This window comes from Megasphaera stantonii (assembly GCF_003367905.1).
Classification (GTDB): domain Bacteria; phylum Bacillota; class Negativicutes; order Veillonellales; family Megasphaeraceae; genus Megasphaera; species Megasphaera stantonii.
In genome coordinates this window covers 1,651,234-1,670,411 of sequence record NZ_CP029462.1, presented here as the reverse complement: position 1 = coordinate 1,670,411, position 19,178 = coordinate 1,651,234, and the positions used below count along the sequence as shown (strand labels likewise).

General features: G+C 53.2%; 14 protein-coding genes and 1 tRNA gene. 7 read left to right on the top strand and 8 right to left on the bottom strand.

Translation table 11 applies throughout. The annotated features are described in order from the left end of the window. Positions 1-24: 24 nt before the first annotated feature. Genes DKB62_RS07790 through pdxR form a run of 4 tightly spaced genes read right to left on the bottom strand, consistent with a single transcriptional unit; the run spans position 25 to position 7,127 of the window. On the bottom strand, positions 25-1,443 hold the full coding sequence (locus DKB62_RS07790; RefSeq protein ID WP_107195309.1) for a sigma-54 interaction domain-containing protein: 1,419 nt from the start codon (positions 1,441-1,443) through the stop codon (positions 25-27). A gap of 32 nt (positions 1,444-1,475) precedes the next feature. After that, entirely contained in the window at positions 1,476-4,460 is a 2,985-nt protein-coding gene (locus DKB62_RS07785) for an AAA family ATPase (protein WP_107195310.1), read from the bottom strand. 5 nt (positions 4,461-4,465) lie between these two features. Beyond that, the gene (locus DKB62_RS07780; RefSeq protein WP_095629265.1) at positions 4,466-5,728 is read right to left on the bottom strand and encodes a metallophosphoesterase family protein; all 1,263 of its coding nucleotides are present in this window, start codon (positions 5,726-5,728) and stop codon (positions 4,466-4,468) included. A 4-nt stretch (positions 5,729-5,732) separates the two neighbouring features. Continuing rightward, positions 5,733-7,127 (bottom strand): MocR-like pyridoxine biosynthesis transcription factor PdxR, encoded by a 1,395-nt coding sequence (gene pdxR / locus DKB62_RS07775; protein ID WP_107195311.1) that lies wholly within the window; start codon positions 7,125-7,127, stop codon positions 5,733-5,735. 210 nt (positions 7,128-7,337) lie between these two features. Here pdxR and bioB point away from each other — a divergent pair, with 210 nt between their 5' ends. Further along, positions 7,338-8,339 carry a biotin synthase BioB gene (bioB, locus tag DKB62_RS07770; protein WP_107195312.1) on the top strand — a complete coding sequence of 334 codons (1,002 nt, stop codon included), beginning with the start codon at positions 7,338-7,340 and terminating at the stop codon, positions 8,337-8,339. Here bioB and DKB62_RS07765 read toward each other — a convergent pair. The 3 genes from DKB62_RS07765 to DKB62_RS07755 all read right to left on the bottom strand — a co-directional run bounded on the left by DKB62_RS07765 (position 8,320) and on the right by DKB62_RS07755 (position 11,483). Continuing rightward, positions 8,320-9,591, bottom strand: a complete 1,272-nt coding sequence (locus tag DKB62_RS07765; protein WP_107195313.1) for a hexokinase family protein — start codon at positions 9,589-9,591, stop codon at positions 8,320-8,322. The two genes, bioB and DKB62_RS07765, sit on opposite strands and share 20 nt — an antisense overlap. Positions 9,592-9,718: 127 nt before the next feature. Further along, positions 9,719-10,567, bottom strand: a complete 849-nt coding sequence (gene folP, locus DKB62_RS07760; RefSeq protein WP_107195314.1) for a dihydropteroate synthase — start codon at positions 10,565-10,567, stop codon at positions 9,719-9,721. A 133-nt stretch (positions 10,568-10,700) separates the two neighbouring features. Then, positions 10,701-11,483, bottom strand: a complete 783-nt coding sequence (locus DKB62_RS07755) for an HpcH/HpaI aldolase family protein (protein WP_107195315.1) — start codon at positions 11,481-11,483, stop codon at positions 10,701-10,703. Between the two features lie 261 nt (positions 11,484-11,744). Between DKB62_RS07755 and DKB62_RS07750 the strand changes: the two genes are divergently transcribed. Together DKB62_RS07750 and DKB62_RS07745 are read left to right on the top strand one after the other, a co-directional pair. Continuing rightward, entirely contained in the window at positions 11,745-12,479 is a 735-nt protein-coding gene (locus DKB62_RS07750) for a cyclase family protein (protein ID WP_198643437.1), read from the top strand. Between the two features lie 145 nt (positions 12,480-12,624). After that, positions 12,625-12,700: transfer RNA gene (locus DKB62_RS07745), tRNA-Thr, on the top strand. 340 nt (positions 12,701-13,040) lie between these two features. Here the strand turns inward: DKB62_RS07745 and DKB62_RS07740 are convergent. Beyond that, positions 13,041-13,301, bottom strand: a complete 261-nt coding sequence (locus tag DKB62_RS07740; RefSeq protein WP_107195316.1) for a hypothetical protein — start codon at positions 13,299-13,301, stop codon at positions 13,041-13,043. Positions 13,302-13,584: 283 nt separating this feature from the next. Between DKB62_RS07740 and DKB62_RS07735 the strand changes: the two genes are divergently transcribed. The 4 genes from DKB62_RS07735 to brxC all read left to right on the top strand — a co-directional run bounded on the left by DKB62_RS07735 (position 13,585) and on the right by brxC (position 19,165). Then, positions 13,585-14,199 (top strand): recombinase family protein, encoded by a 615-nt coding sequence (locus tag DKB62_RS07735; protein ID WP_095340408.1) that lies wholly within the window; start codon positions 13,585-13,587, stop codon positions 14,197-14,199. Between the two features lie 100 nt (positions 14,200-14,299). Next, the gene (locus DKB62_RS07730; RefSeq protein WP_036202186.1) at positions 14,300-14,899 is read left to right on the top strand and encodes a DUF1819 family protein; all 600 of its coding nucleotides are present in this window, start codon (positions 14,300-14,302) and stop codon (positions 14,897-14,899) included. Between the two features lie 5 nt (positions 14,900-14,904). Continuing rightward, positions 14,905-15,534 (top strand): DUF1788 domain-containing protein, encoded by a 630-nt coding sequence (locus tag DKB62_RS07725; RefSeq protein ID WP_107195317.1) that lies wholly within the window; start codon positions 14,905-14,907, stop codon positions 15,532-15,534. A gap of 13 nt (positions 15,535-15,547) precedes the next feature. Continuing rightward, positions 15,548-19,165, top strand: coding sequence for a BREX system P-loop protein BrxC (brxC, locus tag DKB62_RS07720; protein ID WP_107195318.1), 3,618 nt, complete (start codon positions 15,548-15,550; stop codon positions 19,163-19,165). Positions 19,166-19,178: the final 13 nt, after the last annotated feature.

Genomic DNA, 19,178 nt, shown 5'->3' with positions numbered 1-19,178 from the left:
CCGTGTTTACCATGTATATAGTGTTTACTTTATAGACGGTTCTTTATCTAGTCCGTAGAGCTTCCATTTCTTGTAAAAGGTGCGGCGGCTGATTCCCAGGACTTCCATAGCCTTGGTCTTGTTGCCGCCGGTCTCCTTCAGCACGCGGAGGATGTAGTCCCGCTCCATAGCTTGTATATCGGCCTTTAAGCCGTGAGGCGCGCCTGCGGCGGAAGCTTCTGCCGCATCCGTTCTTTCCCCATTATCCGAAAGGCCCTGCAGCTCTTCCGGCAGGTGCTCCATCCGGATTTCGCCGTCGCCGCATACGATGACGGCGTACTCCATGCAGCTTTCGAGCTGCCGCACGTTTCCCGGCCAGGCATAGGACAGGAAAAACCGCTGCACCGCCGACGAAAGGCGGCCTGTTTTTCCATACTTCTTGGAAAATTTTCCCAGGAAATGCTCTGCCAGGAGCAGTACGTCTTCGCCCCGCTCCCGCAGAGGCGGAATGACGATCGTAAAGGTATTGAGGCGGAAGTACAAGTCTTCCCGGAACTTCCCATCCCGCACCATCTGCTTCAGGTTGCGGTTCGTCGCCGCAATCACCCGGACGTCGACCTTCTGCATCGTGTCGGAGCCGATTTTCTGTATTTCCCCCGACTGCAGGGCCCGCAGCAATTTGGCCTGCATGAACAGCGGCATTTCGCCGATTTCATCAAGGAAGATGGTGCCGCCGTCGGCCAGCTCAAACTTCCCGGCCTTGCCGCCCTTGGCCGCGCCGGTAAACGAGCCGGCCGTATAACCGAAGAGCTCGCTTTCCATGAGGCTTTCCGGAATGGCCGAGCAGTTTATGTTGACGAAGGGACGCCGCCGCTTGCCGCTGAGGCGCAGAATCCCGTCAACGACGACTTCCTTGCCTGCGCCGCTTTCCCCTTCTACCAGGACAGTCGCGTCGGTCGGCGCCACGAGCTCCGCCAGCCGCAGGCAGCGCAGGAACTTGGCGCTGTCCCCGACGATATGGGCAAATTCCGGCGGCAGCGTATGGCAGCCGTCAGCAGCGGCCTTGAAGATCGACCGGCTCAGCCGCTGAGCCCGTTCCAGCTCCTGATGGCTGAGGGACAGCTCCGTAATGTCTTCAAAGACCGACACGGCCCCGATGACTTCGCCGCCGTCAAAAATCGGCGTAATATTAACCAGAATTTGCTTGCCCCTCGTTTTGACTTCTACGGGAAGACGCGAGCGGGGCTGCTTGTCGCGCAAGGCGTCCAGGATGACGGCGCCCGGCTCGATGACGCTGATCTGCTTGTGCAGCACCTTTTGCCGCTCTACCCGCAGGATGCGCGTATACGCGTCGTTTATGTAAATAATACGGGAATCCTTGTCTACGATAACGATGCCGTCGCTTACGGCGTCCATCGCCGCCAGCATCATAGCCGGCGGCAGCACCGGCCGAGCAGCTGTCATAGCTTCTGCACCTGCCTTTCCAATCTCGCGGGTTATACGCTTTGCCGAATCGTTCCCTGTTCGATTTCAAATAAATGAATCGTATCGGTTTCTCCGGCTAATTCCTTCTGTACCTCGCCGGCGAGATTTCTCGTCGTCTGGGAACAGGTAAATAAGAAAATCTGTTCTTTCTTGCCTAAGTCGGCCAGGAAGTGAATGGCTTCCTTCTGCCGCTGTTCGTCGAAGCGGACGAGGATGTCGTCCAAAATCAGAGGCATCGCCTCGATTTGCTTGGAAAAGGCCATGGCCAGGCTGATGCGTATGGCCAGATAAATCTGGTCGCCCAGGCCGCTGCTCCATTGCTTTTCCGGGATACGCCGCTGCGTGCCGTCGACGGCGTAGAGCTGGCGGCCGTCAAAGCTGGCCTGGAGGGTGTAGCGGCCCTGGGTCATGAGGTGGAGGTAATCTCCGGCCTGGCGGATAACTAAGGGTTGGCGCACCCGTTCGTAATACGACTGGGCCTCGCCGAGCATATACTGGGCGAAGAGATAAGTCAGCCACTCGTTCACCTTGCCGTCCAGCTCGGCCTTGCGGTTTTGTTTTTCCTGCAGAAGTTGGCCGTAGGCGTCGCTTCTGGCCATCTGGCTGAGCCGTTCTATGATGCTGCCCCGTTTTTCGGCGACTTCGGCTAATTTCTTTTCCGCGTCGGCGATTTTCTTTTCGTAATATGCCCGTTCGTCCGTCCAGTTTTTCAGCGTATGGACTTTCAGCTCGTGCCGCAGCTCTGCCAGCTGCTTCGGCGTCTTGGCGATGAGCCGGATATGGGCTTCGGACTGCTCGTATACTTCCTTATACTGCTGGAACTGGCGGAATTTCAGGACCTTGCTGCGGAATTCCCCCGTCGTCTGGGCGCCGGTCAGGGCCAATAAGTCCTGCTGCTGGTTTTGCCGGATTTCCTTGTCCTTCTGCAGCTGGACGATTTGGGCCTGCCGCTCCTGCTGCTGCTTGTCCTGTTCGCGGGCGACTTCGGCCTGCACGCGGATCGTCTGCCACTGCTTATATACGGCCTCAGTCTGTTCCGGCGTGCCTTCGCCGGCGACGCCTAATTCCCGAAACAGCTGTTCTGCGCTGTCGCGCCACTGGCCCATGCGCCGCAAGAGGTCTTCCTTGCGGACACGCCAGCTTTCGGAGGCCGACACGGCGGCGTGCCACTTGTCCCAGACTTCCTTAGCCTGGGCCAGCTGGCCGACTTCCAGAGAAGCAAATCCGCTGCCGCTGCGCCACGATTCCCAGGCCTTCCGGCTGGCTTCGAGCTTGCCCTGCCAGGCAGCGCCCTTTTTATTCCACTCGTCATAAATAGCGTCGTACATGACCTTCTGTTCTTTTTCCCAAACTGTCTTCGACTCCTGGGTCTTCCAGTCCATGTACTGCATCCTGATTTCATCGAGCTTACGCGACCAGACATCGTCGTCGTCGCTCGCCGCCAGGCCCGCGTTGGCCTCCGCCGCCAGGGCTTCCATCCGCTCCTGCACGGCGGCCAGGCTCTTTTCCAATTCCTCGATCCGCCGGGGGCCCCTGCCGGCCAGCGATTTTTGCTTGGCAAAGGCCGCGACGGCCAGGGCCAGGAAAAGGCCGGCGCCGTAGCCGAACAACTGGTCCATGCCGTATACGAAGACCATCACCGCCAGGCCGGCCGCAGCAGCCAAGCACAGGGCCGCCAGTACGGCCGGCCCGTGAGATACGCCGCTTCCGTCCGATTTCAGCCACTGCAGCTGTTCGCGCAGCTTCTTCCGCTCCATCAGGCATTCCTGAATGGAAGAAACGGCCTTGCCTACAGCCTGCCATTCCTCCTTGGACGGCTCCCCTTCGGCAGGTTCCTCCGGCTTGTCTGCGGCGACGTTCTTCGGCTTGGCGGCCTGCCATTTTTCCAGCTCCTGCTCGCAGCGGGCCAGTCCGGCCGCCGCAGCCTGTCCGCCGGTCCAATCGACGGAAGAGGGAATCGTATCGCCAGTCCATTGCTTCAGCGATTCTGCGCACTGATTTTGCTCAAACTGCCAGTCTATTTCCATATCGGCATGGGCGGCGACTTCTTCCAGTCCCTGCTTCCACTCGCCGACGTGCAGATACAGGTCGTCGAGGTGAGGGCCGCACAGCAGCCAGATGTTCCATTCCTCGCGGAAGGCCGGCCCTTTAGCCGACAGGGCTTCCAGCTTGCGAATCTGCTCGTCGATTTCCCCAATCTTCGTTTCCAGCTCCGTCCATTTCTGCGCGCCGTCGGCCGGAAACTGGGAGACGTCGGCCAGATCCTGCATGCGCTTGAGCGCGTCCTGTCCCCGCTTGTATACGTCCCAGGCAGCGATAGGCATGGAGATGCGCTCGATTTGCTGCTTCGTTTCTTCGATGCTCAGCCGTATGCGGTTTTCCGTCTCGTGGGTCGCCTGCTCCTTTCCCTGAAGCTGGGCGAACTCGTCTTCGTCGTAGGACAGAGCCCGGATGCGGTTGTCAAATTCGCGCTGCTCCGCCAGCAGGACATTGATCGGCTTCTTCCCCTGAGGCGAAGCGACGAGGAGATCGCCCATCTGGCGGATGATGTCCCGCCGCGTCGCGCCCATGCGCACGCCGCCTTCGACGCTGAAAAACTGGCTGCGCACCGTTTCGTTGGACAAGATCTTAAAGCCCTGCAAATCTTCCAGGCCCATGGCGAAAATTTTATCGTAGGTCTGCCGGTCCAGGCCGTGCCACCACAAGTCGGCCGGCTCGTCGTGTAGCGTCAGCTGGCCGTCCGTCATATACGATTCTTTTTCCTTCCGATAGATGCGGTATTCGCGCCCGTCGTCGCGGCGAATATCCATATGGCCGAAAAAGCCCTTCCAATCGCCGCGCAGGTAGCCGAAAAACATGGAGCGCACGTATTTCATCAGCGTCGTCTTGCCGCTTTCGTTATGGCCGTGCATGACGATGAGCCCCGTTTCCGGTGGGTTCCATTCGACATTATGGTAAATGCCGAAATCGTCTAAATTCATCTGTATAATCTTCATAAGTCCTATCCTCTTCCATCTTCCAGCAATTTCTGCATTCCCAGCCATTTGGCTTTTTCAAAGGCTTCCAGCAGCCTGTCGTCAGAAATCGCCTTGCCGTACGCCCCGAGGCGGTCGAATTCGGGCCGTTCCCGCAGGATCTCCCGCAGGGCCTGGACCATCTCTTCCGGCGGCAGGGCGGCCAGCTTGTCGGCAACATTCAAATAATCGCCTACCGTATCGGGCAGCTTGCTCCGTTCTGTCAGGTTGATCTTCGGCCGGGCCATATTGCGCAGCCGTTCCACCATGACGAAGGCGTATTTCCCCTGCTCCTCTTCGCGCCAGCTGTCGATCCAGTACTGCGTCGCTTCGGGATTGTTGATGACCTGGTACATGCTGCCGGCGCCAGTGAAGTTGACTGTCAGGAACGTCGGCTTGCCGATGTCGCGGCGGATTTTTTCCTTGGCGAACCGCACGGCCTCGCGCAGGCCCGATACCGACTCAATCGACTCGATGCTGATGTCCGTGCTTTCCCAGCGGACGATGCTCGTATCTAAAAACTCGACCTTCGTCGTCCCGTAGGGGCCGACCTCTACGTAATAACAGCCGTGGGCGCCGGTCTCCGTGCAGTCTAAGCCCTGCGGGCTTCCAGCGTACACGATATAGGGCTTTTCGCTCAATATCTGATGGGCGTGGACATGGCCCAAGGCCCAATAGTCCATGCCGCTCTCTTTCAAATCCGTCAAAGAGCACGGCGCATAGGGAGACGGCCCGCCGATCTGCGTATGGAGCAGGCCGATGGCGTAGCGGTCCCCAGATTCACGGGCAAAGTTCCAGGCCAGATTGTCCCGCTGTTCCGCCTTGGCGTAGCTCTGGCCGTACACGGCCGCCACTTCCTCGCCGTCGACGACCAAGGGCATGCGCTCTATTTTCTCGGCGCTGAAAATGTGCACGTTCGGCGGAAAGGGAATCCGGGCCTTCCAGGCCTCCAGGGGATCGTGATTGCCCAAGACGGCGAAGACCTGTATATTGTTCTGCGCCAGCTTGTGCAGCAGCCGCACGTAGTCCAGCTGGGCCGTCAAATTGTGCGTCGCGCTCGTATATACGTCGCCGCTGATCAGCACGGCGTGCGCTTTTTTATCAATGGCCAGCTGCACGATTTTCTGAAACGCCCGCATCGGCGCTTTGCCTACGATGCGCTCCCACCGGCTGCCGACAGCGGCGACGTCGTGAAAGGGACTGCCCAAATGTAAATCGCCGCAATGAATAAATCGTAAACTTTTTGCCATGACGCTATCCTTCCTTTTCCGTCCAGGCCCGATGCAGGGCCGCAACGGCCTGTTTCAGGTCCTGACTGGGTATCTTTGAAAACGACAAGAGAAATTCCTTCGTGTCCGCCTGCTCCGGCCGCTCGTAAAAAGACTGCATCGCCAGCACGCGGCATCCCCGCTCTTCTGCCCGGCGGCGCAGCTCGCTTTCGTCATAGGGGCTCTGCAGGGCGATGTGGCAATACACGCCGGACACGACGCGGCTCACGGAAATATCCTTCCCGAAGGCCTCCAGCAATAGGCGCTCCATGAGCGCGCCTTTCTCCTGGTAATCCTTGCGCAGGCGGCGCACCTGCCGGGCCAGCTCGCCGCTTTGGATATACGCGGCCAGCACGCACTGCTCCGGTACGGAGGCTCCCTGCCGGAACAGACTCCGCCTCTCATTGTACAGCTCCATCAGCTTCGGCGGCAGCACCATATAACTCAGGCGGACAAAAAAAGGAAGCACCTTGGATAAGGCTCCCATGTAAATGACCCGGCCCGACGTATCCAGCCCCTGCAAGGCCGGAATGGGGCGGCCGTAATAGCGGAGCTCGCTGTCATAGTCGTCCTCAATGATGACGCCTTCGCGCTCCTCGGCCCAGCGGAGCAGCTGCCGGCGCATGCCGATGGGCATGACCGTCCCCGTAGGAAATTGGTGCGACGGGCTGACGTACACCAGCGACGCCCCGCTGCGTTCCAAGGCATCCATGTCGAGAATCCCCTGCCGTATCGCTACGGGAACAATACCGTATCCCATGTTGCGGAACAGCTCCCGTCCCAGGCGGAAGCCGGGATTTTCTACGGCAATATCGGAGTGCGCCTCCCGCAGCAGCGACGTCAGCACGCCCAGCAGGGCCGCCGTGCCAGCTCCTACGACAATGCGCTCCGGCGGCGCATAGACGCCGCGCGTCTCATAGACGTAGCGGCTCAGGGCATCCCGCAGATCCGGCACTCCCTGCTCGTCATTGCAGGCCGTCAGGTATGCCGGCTCCGACAGTACCTTATTCATATATTTTCGCCAAATTTCCAGGGGAAAGCGCTCCATATCCATGTCGCCGCTTCCGAAGTCATATAAGTAGGAACGGCGCGACGCGGCCGGCGCCGCTTCATCGCCCGGCCCTCCGGCGGCTTCCCGGCATTGGCCGACGAAGGCCACTTCATACCGCGCCTTATTCCTGCGCAAAATATATCCTTCGCTCGCCAGCTGATAATAGGCCTTTTCCACGGTCATCTTGCTGACGTTCACCGTCTGGGCCAGCTCGCGGACAGAGGGCAGCTTCATGCCGGCAATCATGCGCTGTGCTTCCACCTCGCGGCGGTAATATCTATAGATTTGTACATAATATGGTATTTTAAGAGTTCTGTCGATTTGCAGCATACGATGCACCTAACTATGATTTGTCATGATTAGTTATATTGTAGCGAAAAACTGGCCTAGTGAAAAGAGCTGACAAACAAAATATCTGTACAAGTTTACAGCGACAAAAAGTATGTATCCCTCTTATTGTTAACCTTTGAATTATCCATAACGGTTGATTTATTGCCGGCAGTTTAGTATACTTACAAAAAACGTTCAAGGAGGTTCATCATGAAAATTGCCGAGCTTTGCTCATACGCTGAAAAGGTATTGTCCGGAGGGGAAATTACGCCGGAAGAAGGAGAACGGCTCATCACCTTGCCCGACACCGACACGCCCCTGCTGCTGGCCCTGGCCGACAAGATCCGCCAGCATTTCTGCGGCGACGCCGTAAGCTGCTGCGCCATCCTTAACAGCCGTTCCGGCAGCTGTCCCGAAGACTGCCGGTTTTGCGCCCAATCGTCTCATTACCAAACGAATATCCAGTCCTATCCGCTGCTGGACAAGGCCGCGATACTGGACGCCGCCAAAAAGGCCAAAGAAAAGGGAGCGTCCCGCTTTTCCATCGTGACCAGCGGGCGCTCCGTCCGGGAAGGAGCCGAATTCGCCGAAATCCTGCGCGCGATTTCCTCTATCCGGGACGCAGGGCTGCAGGCCTGCTGTTCCCTCGGCCTGATTACGGCCTCCCAGGCCAGAGAGCTCAAACGCGCCGGCGTATCTCATTACCACGCCAATATCGAAACGGCTCCGTCATATTTTTCTCATATTTGTTCGACCCATGGGATAGACGACAAAATCCGCCTGATCCGCGCCGTCCAGGACGCAGGGGTCTCCGTCTGCTCCGGCGGCATATTGGGATTGGGCGAATCGCCGCGGCAGCGCGTAGAAGTGGCCTTTACGCTGAAACGGCTCGGCATCCGCTCCATTCCCCTGAACATCCTCACGCCCATTCAGGGAACGCCGCTGGCCCATGCGCCGCAGCTTCCGCCCCTTGAAATACTGCGGGCCTTCGCCGTATTCCGCTTCATCCTGCCGCAGGCCCTGATCCGCACTGCCGGCGGCAGGGAAGTAAACCTGCGCTCCCTCCAGCCCTTCGCCCTGACAGGGGGACTCAACGGCCTCATGATCGGCGGCTACTTGACGACGAAGGGAAACGACCAGTCTGCCGATATGGAAATGCTCCGCGATTTAGGCCGGAAGCCGGCCTGCCCGGCTAATGATGGGCAGCCATAGCCGCGGCGATGGCCGCACCGACAGAAGGACCGTCCTTAACCAAAACGGGCGACGCCTCGATCTTTTTCCCTCGGGCAAAGCCGGCCTGGCAGATGTGCAGGGCGTCTTCCAGCATGAATAAGCTGCCCCGCACATGCTCTAGGACGCTGCCTTCTACGGCGATGGTCTGGGCGGGAATCGCGCCGTCGGGATACAAATGGCGGAGCACGCCGAAGCAGGACGCCCCTGTCAGCTGGGCCGAACGCACGAAGACCGCCGCACCGATGCTGCGCAGGGGCTTGACGTCCTGCAGGGCGACGATCCGCTTCCACACGCGCCCCATGAGCAGCCGCCCTTCGGCCAGGCTGTCGTTCGCCACGATATGATTCATCGCCTCCGTCGTAAAGGGCGGCATGGATTCGGCCTCCAAATACTCCATGGCGACGCGGCGGTATATTTCGCTCAGATAGGCGCCGCTGACCATCTTTTCCAGCTGATGGTATCCCGGCTGCTGCGACGCTTCGTCTACGGCAATATCCCAGTTCGTCCGGGCCATGCCGTCGTATCCGCCGGCTTCCAGGCTCACGATCATATCCCAGCGCGGCTCGTAATAGCACATATTAAACCCCGTCCCGCAGATGATGCCGACCTGGGACTGGCCGTGCTGATATCCCGCCGCCAGCAGCAAGGCCGTCGTATCGTTGAGCAGCGCTACGGGAATGATGTCGTCCAGGCCCTTTCGCACCAAGGCCTGGCGAAGCATGTCGTTGACCATGCGGCCTTCGGCTCCGGCGACGGTAATTTCCTTCGACCACTGCAAAAACCGGGCGTCGCCGACGTCGTGCTGCGCCACGCCGAAGGAAAAGGTATGACCTAAATAGAAGGGCTTATTGCCGCCGGCTGCTTCGCCGACAAGATCGGCAATGAAATCGAACAATTCGTCCGCTGTCGTCTGAGCCGTCATATAGTTGTATTCGCCGTCCTTTTTCAGCGGGCGGGAAACCTTTTTCTCCACGATAAAGCAATGGTGCCCCAGCAGGCGAATCCGAGAAACGCGCACATTTGTGCCGCCGAAGTCGAGGGCCAGGTAGGTCCCCTGCTCCCTGCCCGTCGGCAGGGCCAAATACGACTTAACAGCTTGAAGCGATGAAGGCTGTCCAGCCAGGACGCGCTCTATTTCAGCGGAAAACTGCTGGGAAAACTGCAGCAGCCGCTCGTTGCTCCAATAAAAGCACTGGGCTATATTCATCCAATCGGTCACTTCACGACTCATACGGTATTCCTCCTCGTTCATGCAAATCCGCGTTGTACACTCTTATTGTACCATATATATCCATAACCAGCCCCGTATTTTGCATGAATTCAGAAAAATTTCCGCATACCTATACCCTGCGGTCAGATTACCTCGAGTCATCTTCGCACAGCGCGTCGGCCATGCGGCACATGCGGGCAATCGGCTTGACGTCGTGGACCCGCATGATCGCGCAGCCCGCCAACACGCCGACGACGCAGGCCGCGCCCGTCCCTTCCATCCGCTCTTCTGCCGGCAAGTCGAGGACTTCGCCGATGAACCGCTTGCGGCTGGTGCCGAGGAGCATCGGATACGGCAGGGCCGTCAGTTCGCGCAAATGCTTCATGACGTATATGTTTTGGGCAAAGGTCTTGCCAAAGCCGATGCCCGGGTCGAAGATGAGCTTGCTCTGCGCAAGTCCCGCTTCGGCGGCCAGCTCGGCCGTACAGGCAAAAAAGGCCTTCATATCGCCGATTATATCTGTATACTCCGTGCCGTTTTGATTGTGCATCGCCACGACCGGCACGTCCTTTGCCGCAGCGACGGCTGCCATCTGTCCCGGCTCTGCCTCATACTGGAGCCCCCAGATATCGTTGATGATATGGGCGCCCATGTCCACGGCATAGGCCGCCGTTTCCGCTTTGTACGTATCGACGGAAATAGGCACGGGGCAAGCGGCGGCCAGCTTCGGCAAGATGCCGCGAAGCCGCTCGATTTCCTCCTCCGCCGTAATCGCCTGATGGCCCGGGCGTGTAGATTCTGCGCCGATATCAATGATGTCCGCCCCGTCGGCGACCATCTCCTCCATATGACGCAGGGCATCGTCTATGCGATTCCATTTGCCGCCGTCGGAAAACGAGTCGGGCGTATAGTTCAGTATGCCCATAATCAGCGTCTTTTCCCCTATCGTCAGCGTTTTTCCATCCTTCCATGCATAGCGGCGAATCTCTTTTTTCATTCGTATCTCCCTCCCATACTAAAAAAGGATAACGAAGGGCATGACATCCATGCCGCAGTCGTTATCCTTCATCGGTTCGTAACCTGCGTAAAACCATTTCTATTATATCAGGAGGCGCACTGCAAGGCAACCGCTATAAGGCCCCTTTGATCGCGGCGACGGCCCCGTTGATTGCCCGCTGGTACAAGATGCAGTCCATGGACAAGGCCACGCTGTCAAATCCCTCGGAAAAACGTTTCACCGCCGCGTCTTCCGTATCGGCGTAGATAATGCAGAACTTACCGGCACGCTGTACCGCTTCCAGCACCCGCGTCAAGGCGGCGGCAAATTCCGGCCGGTCAAACTGCGCCGGCGCGCCCATGGCGACGGACAAATCATAGGGCCCGACAAAGATCCCGTCGACGCCGTCTACGGCAGCAATCTCTTCAATAGCCGCCAAGCAGCCCATCGTCTCGCACTGCGGAATCAGCAGCTGCGACGCATTGCATCGGTCGAAATACTCCTGCACGCTCCCTTTTGCGTCGTCCGAGCAGCCGTACAGCGAATTGCGCGTCGGCGCGAATCCCCGGCTGCCGACGGGATAATATTTTCCGTATTCGACGATGCGCCGCACCTCGTCGACGCTCTGCACCTGCGGGATAATCAAGCCCTTCGCGCCGACGTCGAGCATGCGCAGAATGGAATTGCGCTGGCTGTCTTTCACCCGCACAAAGGGAGCCGCCGTGCCGGCGCCTTCGGCCGCCCGGATGATATCGGCAGCCTGAAGCACGTCATAGGGCCCGTGCTCGCCGTCAATCACAAAATAATCCAAATCCGTCAAGGCGATCATTTCCCCGACAGCCGGCCCGCCCATTTCAAAAAACGTCCCGACAGAAGGCTCACCGCTGCAGAATTTGTCTAAAAATCGATTTTTCATCTCTAATCCCTCCCCGATGCTGCGCTGATATCAGCGTTGGTATCTTTAATTCTTATAATATAAAATTCGAACCCATTGCGCAAGACACTCGGCGTCCTTTTATTATTTTCGAATAACTATGCTTATGCTTTTCACACGTTGCATTTATCTCGTCAATTCATATAAATTTCTCGTTTATCAGAAGGAATCCTTTCATCTGCATAGAATCCTGTATATATACTGAAACGCAGCACATCGCCTATTGCGAAGGGAGGGCTTCATATGATGAAATTATGGGAATTTGTCAACGAATTAAAATCTCCGGCTTATTGCTGGGTAGATTTAACGCATGAACTAAGTCCTGCGACGCCCCATTGGTACGGCTTCGGCGATTTAACCACCGAAGTCATTTACGATTTTAGTCCTGACTGCATTTTCCACTCCGACAAATACGTCATTCCTGCCGGCCAATTCGGCACCCACGTCGACGCCCCGGGTCACTTCGTCCAAGGAGCGCGCACGCTGGACCAAATGACGCTGAAGGAAATGGTATATCCCCTCGTCGTCGTCGATAAATCGGCAGCCTGCGCGGCAAATGCCGACTACGAACTGACCATTGCCGACCTTCAGGAATGGGAACAGGAGCACGGCCCCATTCCTGAAGGCGCCTTTGTCGCCTTCCGGTCCGACTGGTCCAAGCGGGCAGACATGAACAATTACGATGAAAACAACCAGCCCCATTATCCCGGCTGGAAGCTGGACGCGCTGCATTGGCTCGTCGAAGAACGCCGCATCGGCGCGATCGGACACGAAACAGCCGACACAGACGCCCCCGGAGCCAATGTCAACTTTGCCGGCGAAGTCTATATCTTAGAAACGGATCGGCTGCAAGTCGAACTCATGACCAACCTCGACGCCCTTCCGCCGACAGGAGCCGTCATCTTCGTCACCTTCCCCAAGGTAAAAAACGGCGTCGGCTTCCCAGCGCGGGTCTTTGCCGTCTACCCAAAAGAATAACTCCATCAGAAGAAGAAATGGTTTCGGCCATTTCTTTTTTTTGCCCTCTTGCCACACGCGCCGACAGCCCTTCACAAAAATTTAAATTATTTCTCCAAAAAGTATTGACAAAACATCCATCTCCGCATATAATAACAGAGTACTCGCCACTATAGCTCAGCTGGCAGAGCATCTCATTCGTAATGAGAGGGTCGTAGGTTCGAATCCTATTAGTGGCTCCAAATTTAAAGCGGTTTCTGGGAATCCAGGAACCGCTTCTTTATATTTATGGGGGCTTTTTATGGGGGGCTTATTTATCAGTTTTATGCATTGATATGCATTTTTATACCTTGCTATATCTCGAATAAATCAAATATGGAGATGAAGTAAACTGGTTGCTGAATATGCAGTTTTTTGTAACAGCCAGTACAAAAATCTGCTACCAACGGCTATATTCCCGCTTGCAAACGTTATCGCCTGCTAATCAATCATCTGCCATTATACAGCTACAAGAAAGATGCTTATGGGGAAATAGGTAATACAGCGAAACTATCGTTATTCCATTAATCAGGATCGTATGATTTACAGCAGATGATACGTTTTTAACAGTGCATCTCGATATTCCTCGTCTTTTACCACCTGCTCAATGTCATCTTTCCTATTCTCTTTGAGCAGTAGTTGAATCAACCTTCCCAACGTCTTCATTCCTCGTTGTATCCCTTGTTGTTCATGGCTCAAAATATCTGAGTTGTAATCCCGGACGCTTTTTTCGTACTCCCAGCCGGGCGGAATTAACTCATTGTTATTTTCGAATTTATCTTCGCATCGCATTGATTTCTTCATAGTGTCATCACACGTTGTTAATATCTCCCCGGCCGTCAGTACATCTTTTACTTTAATTATCCCACAAGAAGCAGAAAAAAAGAATAAGTCAGACTAAAAAAATGATTTCTTAGTCAATTGAATCTTGATATGTTATCAACAAAAGGAAACTTAGAGTGTACCTTAATTTTACATTCATTTCATTGTAAAACAGCTCTCATTATAGTAAAATTAGAATCAAATATATATTTACAATATGTAAATTAAATTATCGTATTTCATTTTTACTAAATGGAGTAAAATCATGGATAAAAGGACATACTATTATGCAAGGGTATCTTCCAAGTCGCAGAACCTTGCACGGCAAATAGAGGCATTCAAAAAAGATGGTGCCAACGACCATGACATCATCACGGAACAGCAGTCAGGTAAGAACATGGACCGGCCTGAATATCAGGCTATGAAGACGCATATGCTCCGCCCCGGTGACACACTGGTAGTTATGTCATTGGACCGGTTAGGACGCAATAAAGAGGCGATTAAGGAGGAATTACGCTATTACAAGGAGCATCATATCCGGGTCCGTATCCTGGACTTGCCGACAACCAATATTAACGTTCCGCAAAATCAGGAGTGGGTCATCGATGTGGTAAACAATATCCTGATTGAAGTGCTGTCGGCGATGGCCGAACAAGAACGCCTCACCATCCGGAAACGGCAGGCGGAAGGCATTGCCATTGCAAAGAAGGCCGGTAAATACAAAGGGAAGCCCCCTTTAAAAATCGATGAAGATAAGCTCCGCAAGCTGTTTGATGATTACAAGGTCCGCAAGATCACCAAAGTAAAAATGGCCAAGGAACTTGGCATCAGCCGTCCTACGCTTAACCGTGTATTGGACAGGTATGGATTGAAAATATAGCTTTATATACCTTAATTGTAGCGACATATCATTCATGCTATACTTATTTTAGTATGAATTTTCCCAATCGGTCATATACCAGAGATATAGAGGTGAAGTCATGAATCGTAAACCGTATAGTGCCGGGGCTGTTAAATTTGCTTTCTGGTTTCCTGAGTTCCGTAAAGAAATCGCTATGATTTCTAAGGGGCTGAGTTTGGATGAAATCAAGACGGCTTGTCTTGAACAGAATGTTTTTAATGCTTCAACGCCGGCCCGGGCCACGATGATATATCAGACAGTGACAGCACGGATTCAGGAACTGGATGCCAGTATTTATCCGTTATTCCAGCAGTCGGATCTAGCAACACAGAAATTGATCAACCTGACGGCTATCATGATGCATGAAAGCCTCTTTTTTGATTTTATGTATGAAGTATTCAAAGAAAAAATTCTTATTGGGACCAATGAGCTGAGTGATAAGGATATACGTATCTTTTTCCGCGACAAACAGCTACAGGACAGCAAAGCCGCAACCTGGACGGATCAGACGTTGCAACGCCTGGGGCGAACCTATAAAAGCTATATTTTGGGAGCTGGCCTTTCTGACCGGGGCCAGAAGACGCGGAAATTATTCAAACCCATCCTGGATCCGGCTTTTGAAACTTGGCTGGTCCAGCAGCACCTGGAACCGATTATCAAAGCATTGACGGGAGTTTGATCAGCATGGCAGCACAGACAGTATCGCGTGAATATTATAAAAATCGCCGCAGCCTTTCCGAACGGTTTGCCGAGATGGACGAAAAAATCAAGGTGCCTTCCTTCCGACAGTCTACCGGCAAAGCCAATGAGGTCAACTACTGGGTATTCGACTATCCGCCGGAACAAGAACTGGAAGTCCGCAGTCATATTGAATGGCTGAAGAAACATAATCGCAAAGGTTTTGATGATTACGAATTAATTATATATGATTTATACGATATCATCATCGACCGATTGACGGAAAAAGGCTTTATTGAAAAGACCAAGAAGTTGGAAAGCCGAGGCGGTATCCAGCGTGTCGTAACGGCTATACAGCGGATGCTGCGGATTACCGACAAAGATAACTACCTGGTCCACTATATGGAAGAACATACGCCGGAAAACGCCGTTGTCCTGATTACGGGAATTGGCAAATGCTACCCTATTTTGGAAGCGCCGGAAGTGTTCAATAAAGTGCTTTACAATTTGCCGCAAAAATTTGCCGCCACGCCGGTCATCCTGTTTTATCCGGGAACCTATACGGAACAAGAGCTGGTGGTTTTTAATGAATTTGTGGAAGATAGCTATTACCGGGCATTCCGCATAGCCCGCTAAAGAGGGATGAATCATGGAAATTAAAGATATGTTTGCCAAACCCATCGACCGTGACCTGCAAGGTGTCATCAAGGTCGGCGACATTGAAAATGAAAATATCCGGCAGGAGCTGGAAGAATACGTCGTGACGAAGGAACTGCAAAAACACTTTGCCGATTTTTTTGCTGCCTACAAGAAAGGAATCAACGGGACGACGCCGAAGATGGGCGTCTGGATTTCCGGCTTCTTTGGCAGTGGTAAATCGCACCTGTTAAAAATCTTTTCTTATCTGCTGGATAATACCAAAGTCGGTGGTAAAAGAGCCATTGACTACTTTATCGATGATCATAAAATCGAAGATCCGATGGTGCTGGCCGATATGAAACTGGCCGCCGAAACGCCGACAGATGTCGTCCTCTTTAATATCGACTCCAAGAGCGACTCCAATGGTAAAAAGGACAAGGACGCCATCGTCAATGTATTCCTCAAAGTCTTCAACGAAATGCAGGGATTCTGTGGCACGATTCCCTATGTAGCCGACTTGGAACGCAATCTGACGGAAAAAGGCCGCTACGACGAATTCAAACAGAAATTTGCCGCTGCCAGTGGCGAAGCGTGGGAAGATGCGCGACATGAATTCGACTTCGTTCAGGACGATATTGTCGATGTCCTGGTTGATATGGGGGTCATGTCGGAAGAATCGGCACGGAACTGGTGTGAGAAAGCCATCCAGCCCTATCGCATCTCCATCGAAGAATTTGCCGGCCGCGTCAAAAAGTATATCGACGAAAAAGGCCATAACCATCATGTCGTGTTCCTCGTCGATGAAGTCGGCCAGTATATCGGTGACGACCGCAATCTCATGCTCAACTTGCAGACCGTGACCGAAGATCTGGGCAGCGCCTGCAATGGCAAAGTCTGGGTCATCGTCACTTCCCAGCAGGACATCGATTCTATTGTCAAAGTCAAAGGCAATGATCTCTCCAAAATCCAGGGCCGCTTTGATACCCGCCTGTCCCTGTCTTCCGCTAATGTCGATGCGGTCATCAAAAAACGTATCCTCGAAAAAAATGATACTGCCGCCCAGACATTGCGTCTCCTGTACGGCCAGGAAGAAACGACCATCAAGAACAAGATTGTATTCACCGACTCGGTAGAACGCAAATTGTACACAGAAAAAGACGATTTTGCCGCTGTTTATCCGTTCATCCCGTATCAGTTCAATCTGCTCGGTTCCGTCCTGACCGCCATCCGCACCCACGGCGCTTCCGGCAAGCATCTGTCCGAAGGGGAACGTTCCATGCTGGCCATGTTCAAAGAATCGGCGGTAGCCTATATGCATGAACAGCAGGGCACGATTATCCCTTTCTATGCCTTCTACACGCCGATGGAAAATTTCCTTGACCACAGCCATCGCAGCGTCATCATTAAAGCTTACGAAAATGACTATATCAACCCGGATCACAAGACCGGCGATGTCTTTGCCATTAACGTACTGAAAACACTGTTCCTCATCAAATACGTACAGGATATGACGCCGAATATCGACAATATTACGACCCTCATGATGGATAATCTTGAGGAAGACCGGATTACCCTGAAGGGAAACGTCGAAGAGGCTCTGAAAGTCCTGATCCGCCAGATGTTGGTACAGAAAAATGGTGAATCCTATGTATTCTTGACCAACGAAGAACAGGAAATTAACCGGGAAATCGAAAGCGAAGATGTCGACAATGCCAATGTCATCCACAAAATCTCGGAAATGGTCTTTGAGGATATCTTCACGGACAAAAAATACCGTTATCCTAAATTTAACGGACGCTATACATTCAGCTTCAATCAGACCGTCGATGAATACCCCTATAAAGTAACAAAAGGCAACGATATCGGTATCCATATCCTGACGCCGGCTTCGGACATTACCGATGACGCTATGCTGGCTTCTTTATCTATCGCACAGCCAGATGTCCTGATAGCCCTGCCCAATGACCGGGCCTTTATGGATGAAATCCAGACGTACTTGAAAATCGAAAAATTCCTGCGTCGCAATACGACGGCCTCGATGGTGCAGTACGAAAGCATCAAGGAAGGAAAACGGCTGGAAATGCGGGAACGCTATGACAATGCCCGCTTATTCCTGATGGAAAATCTGAAGAACGCCACCATCTACATTAACGGTAGCCCAGCGGATATCAAGGCCAAAGATGTCAATGTCCGCATTCAGGACGCATTGCATCACCTTGTCGATAAAGTATACAATAAATTATATTACATTGATACACCTTTTGATGAAAGCAGCATACGCAAATTGTTTGACCAAAACGGACAGACTGCGCTCAATCTAGGACAGACGCGCCAGGCCAACCAACTGGCTCTGGATGACGTACGGGCCTATATCCAGATGAATTCTCAGGCGCACCTGAAAACCTCCCTCAAATCTGTCAAAGACCGTTTCATGAAAGCTCCTTATGGATTTGTCGAAGACGATGTAGAATACCTCGTAGCCCAGCTGTTCCGTCAGGGGGATATTGCTTTTACTGTCAATGGGGCTCCGGTCAGCCTGATGAATAAAACGAAAGATGAAATCATCAGCTATATCACGAAAAAACAATTCGTAGAAAAATTGATGATGGAACAGAAAATTCGCATCTCCAGCAAGGATAAAAATACGTGTAAAGACATCATGCGGGCACTGCTGCAAATCACTCCGGCAACAGACGATGAAGACGAACTGATGCAGCATACCCGCAATGGATTCCAGAAATTGCTGTCCCAATTAGAAAAAGTACAGGTATATTATGAAAATAATGATGCCTATCCGGGAAAAGACGTAATCAGACAGGGAATCCAGCTATTGCAGGACATCCTGGCAACACGGTCTACGAAAGAATTTTATAAAGGAATCGTTGATGCAAAAGACGATTTGCTCGATTTTGCCGAAGATTATGAACCGATCCAGGGATTTTTCCAGGGTGAACAAAAGCAGATTTTCGATAACGCCCTGAACTCGATGAAGATTTATGATGACAGCAAAAACTATATCGTCAACCGTGAATTGGAAGACACGGTAAAAGAAATCAAGCAGATTCTATACAAAAAAGAACCGTATCAGGATATTCCCCGTCTGCCGGAACTGCTGAATACATTTGGGACGCTTTATAGTGCGGTCTTGGATGAACAGGAAAAACCAGTCCGCGATTCTATCTATAGTTCTCGTCAACGCGTCATGGATGTACTGCGGGAAAAATCCTATCAGGAAGAAAAGAAAGATTCCTATACCTACCAGTTCGATGATCTGCTGCGAAGAGTGGAACGGTGCAATAACGTATCGACATTGCGCAGCTTTGCTTACCAGGCCGATGCATTGAAAATCCGCCTGCTTGATGAAATGACCGAAAAGGATAATAAACTGGTACAGGAACAGGCCGAAAGGGACAGAAAGAATGCTCCGGGTCAGTCCGGAACGAAAGAAAACACACCTAAAGTTACGCCGCTTATCAGAAAGACAAAGAACGTGACCATCAAAGCCATGACCGGGACGGCTTCGTGGCGTCTGGAATCGCCCCAGGATGTCGATGCCTATGTCGAAGCCTTGCGGAAGAAATTGCTGAGCGAACTGGATAAAGACACTATCGTTAACGTTGAATTTTAATCAGGAAGGACAG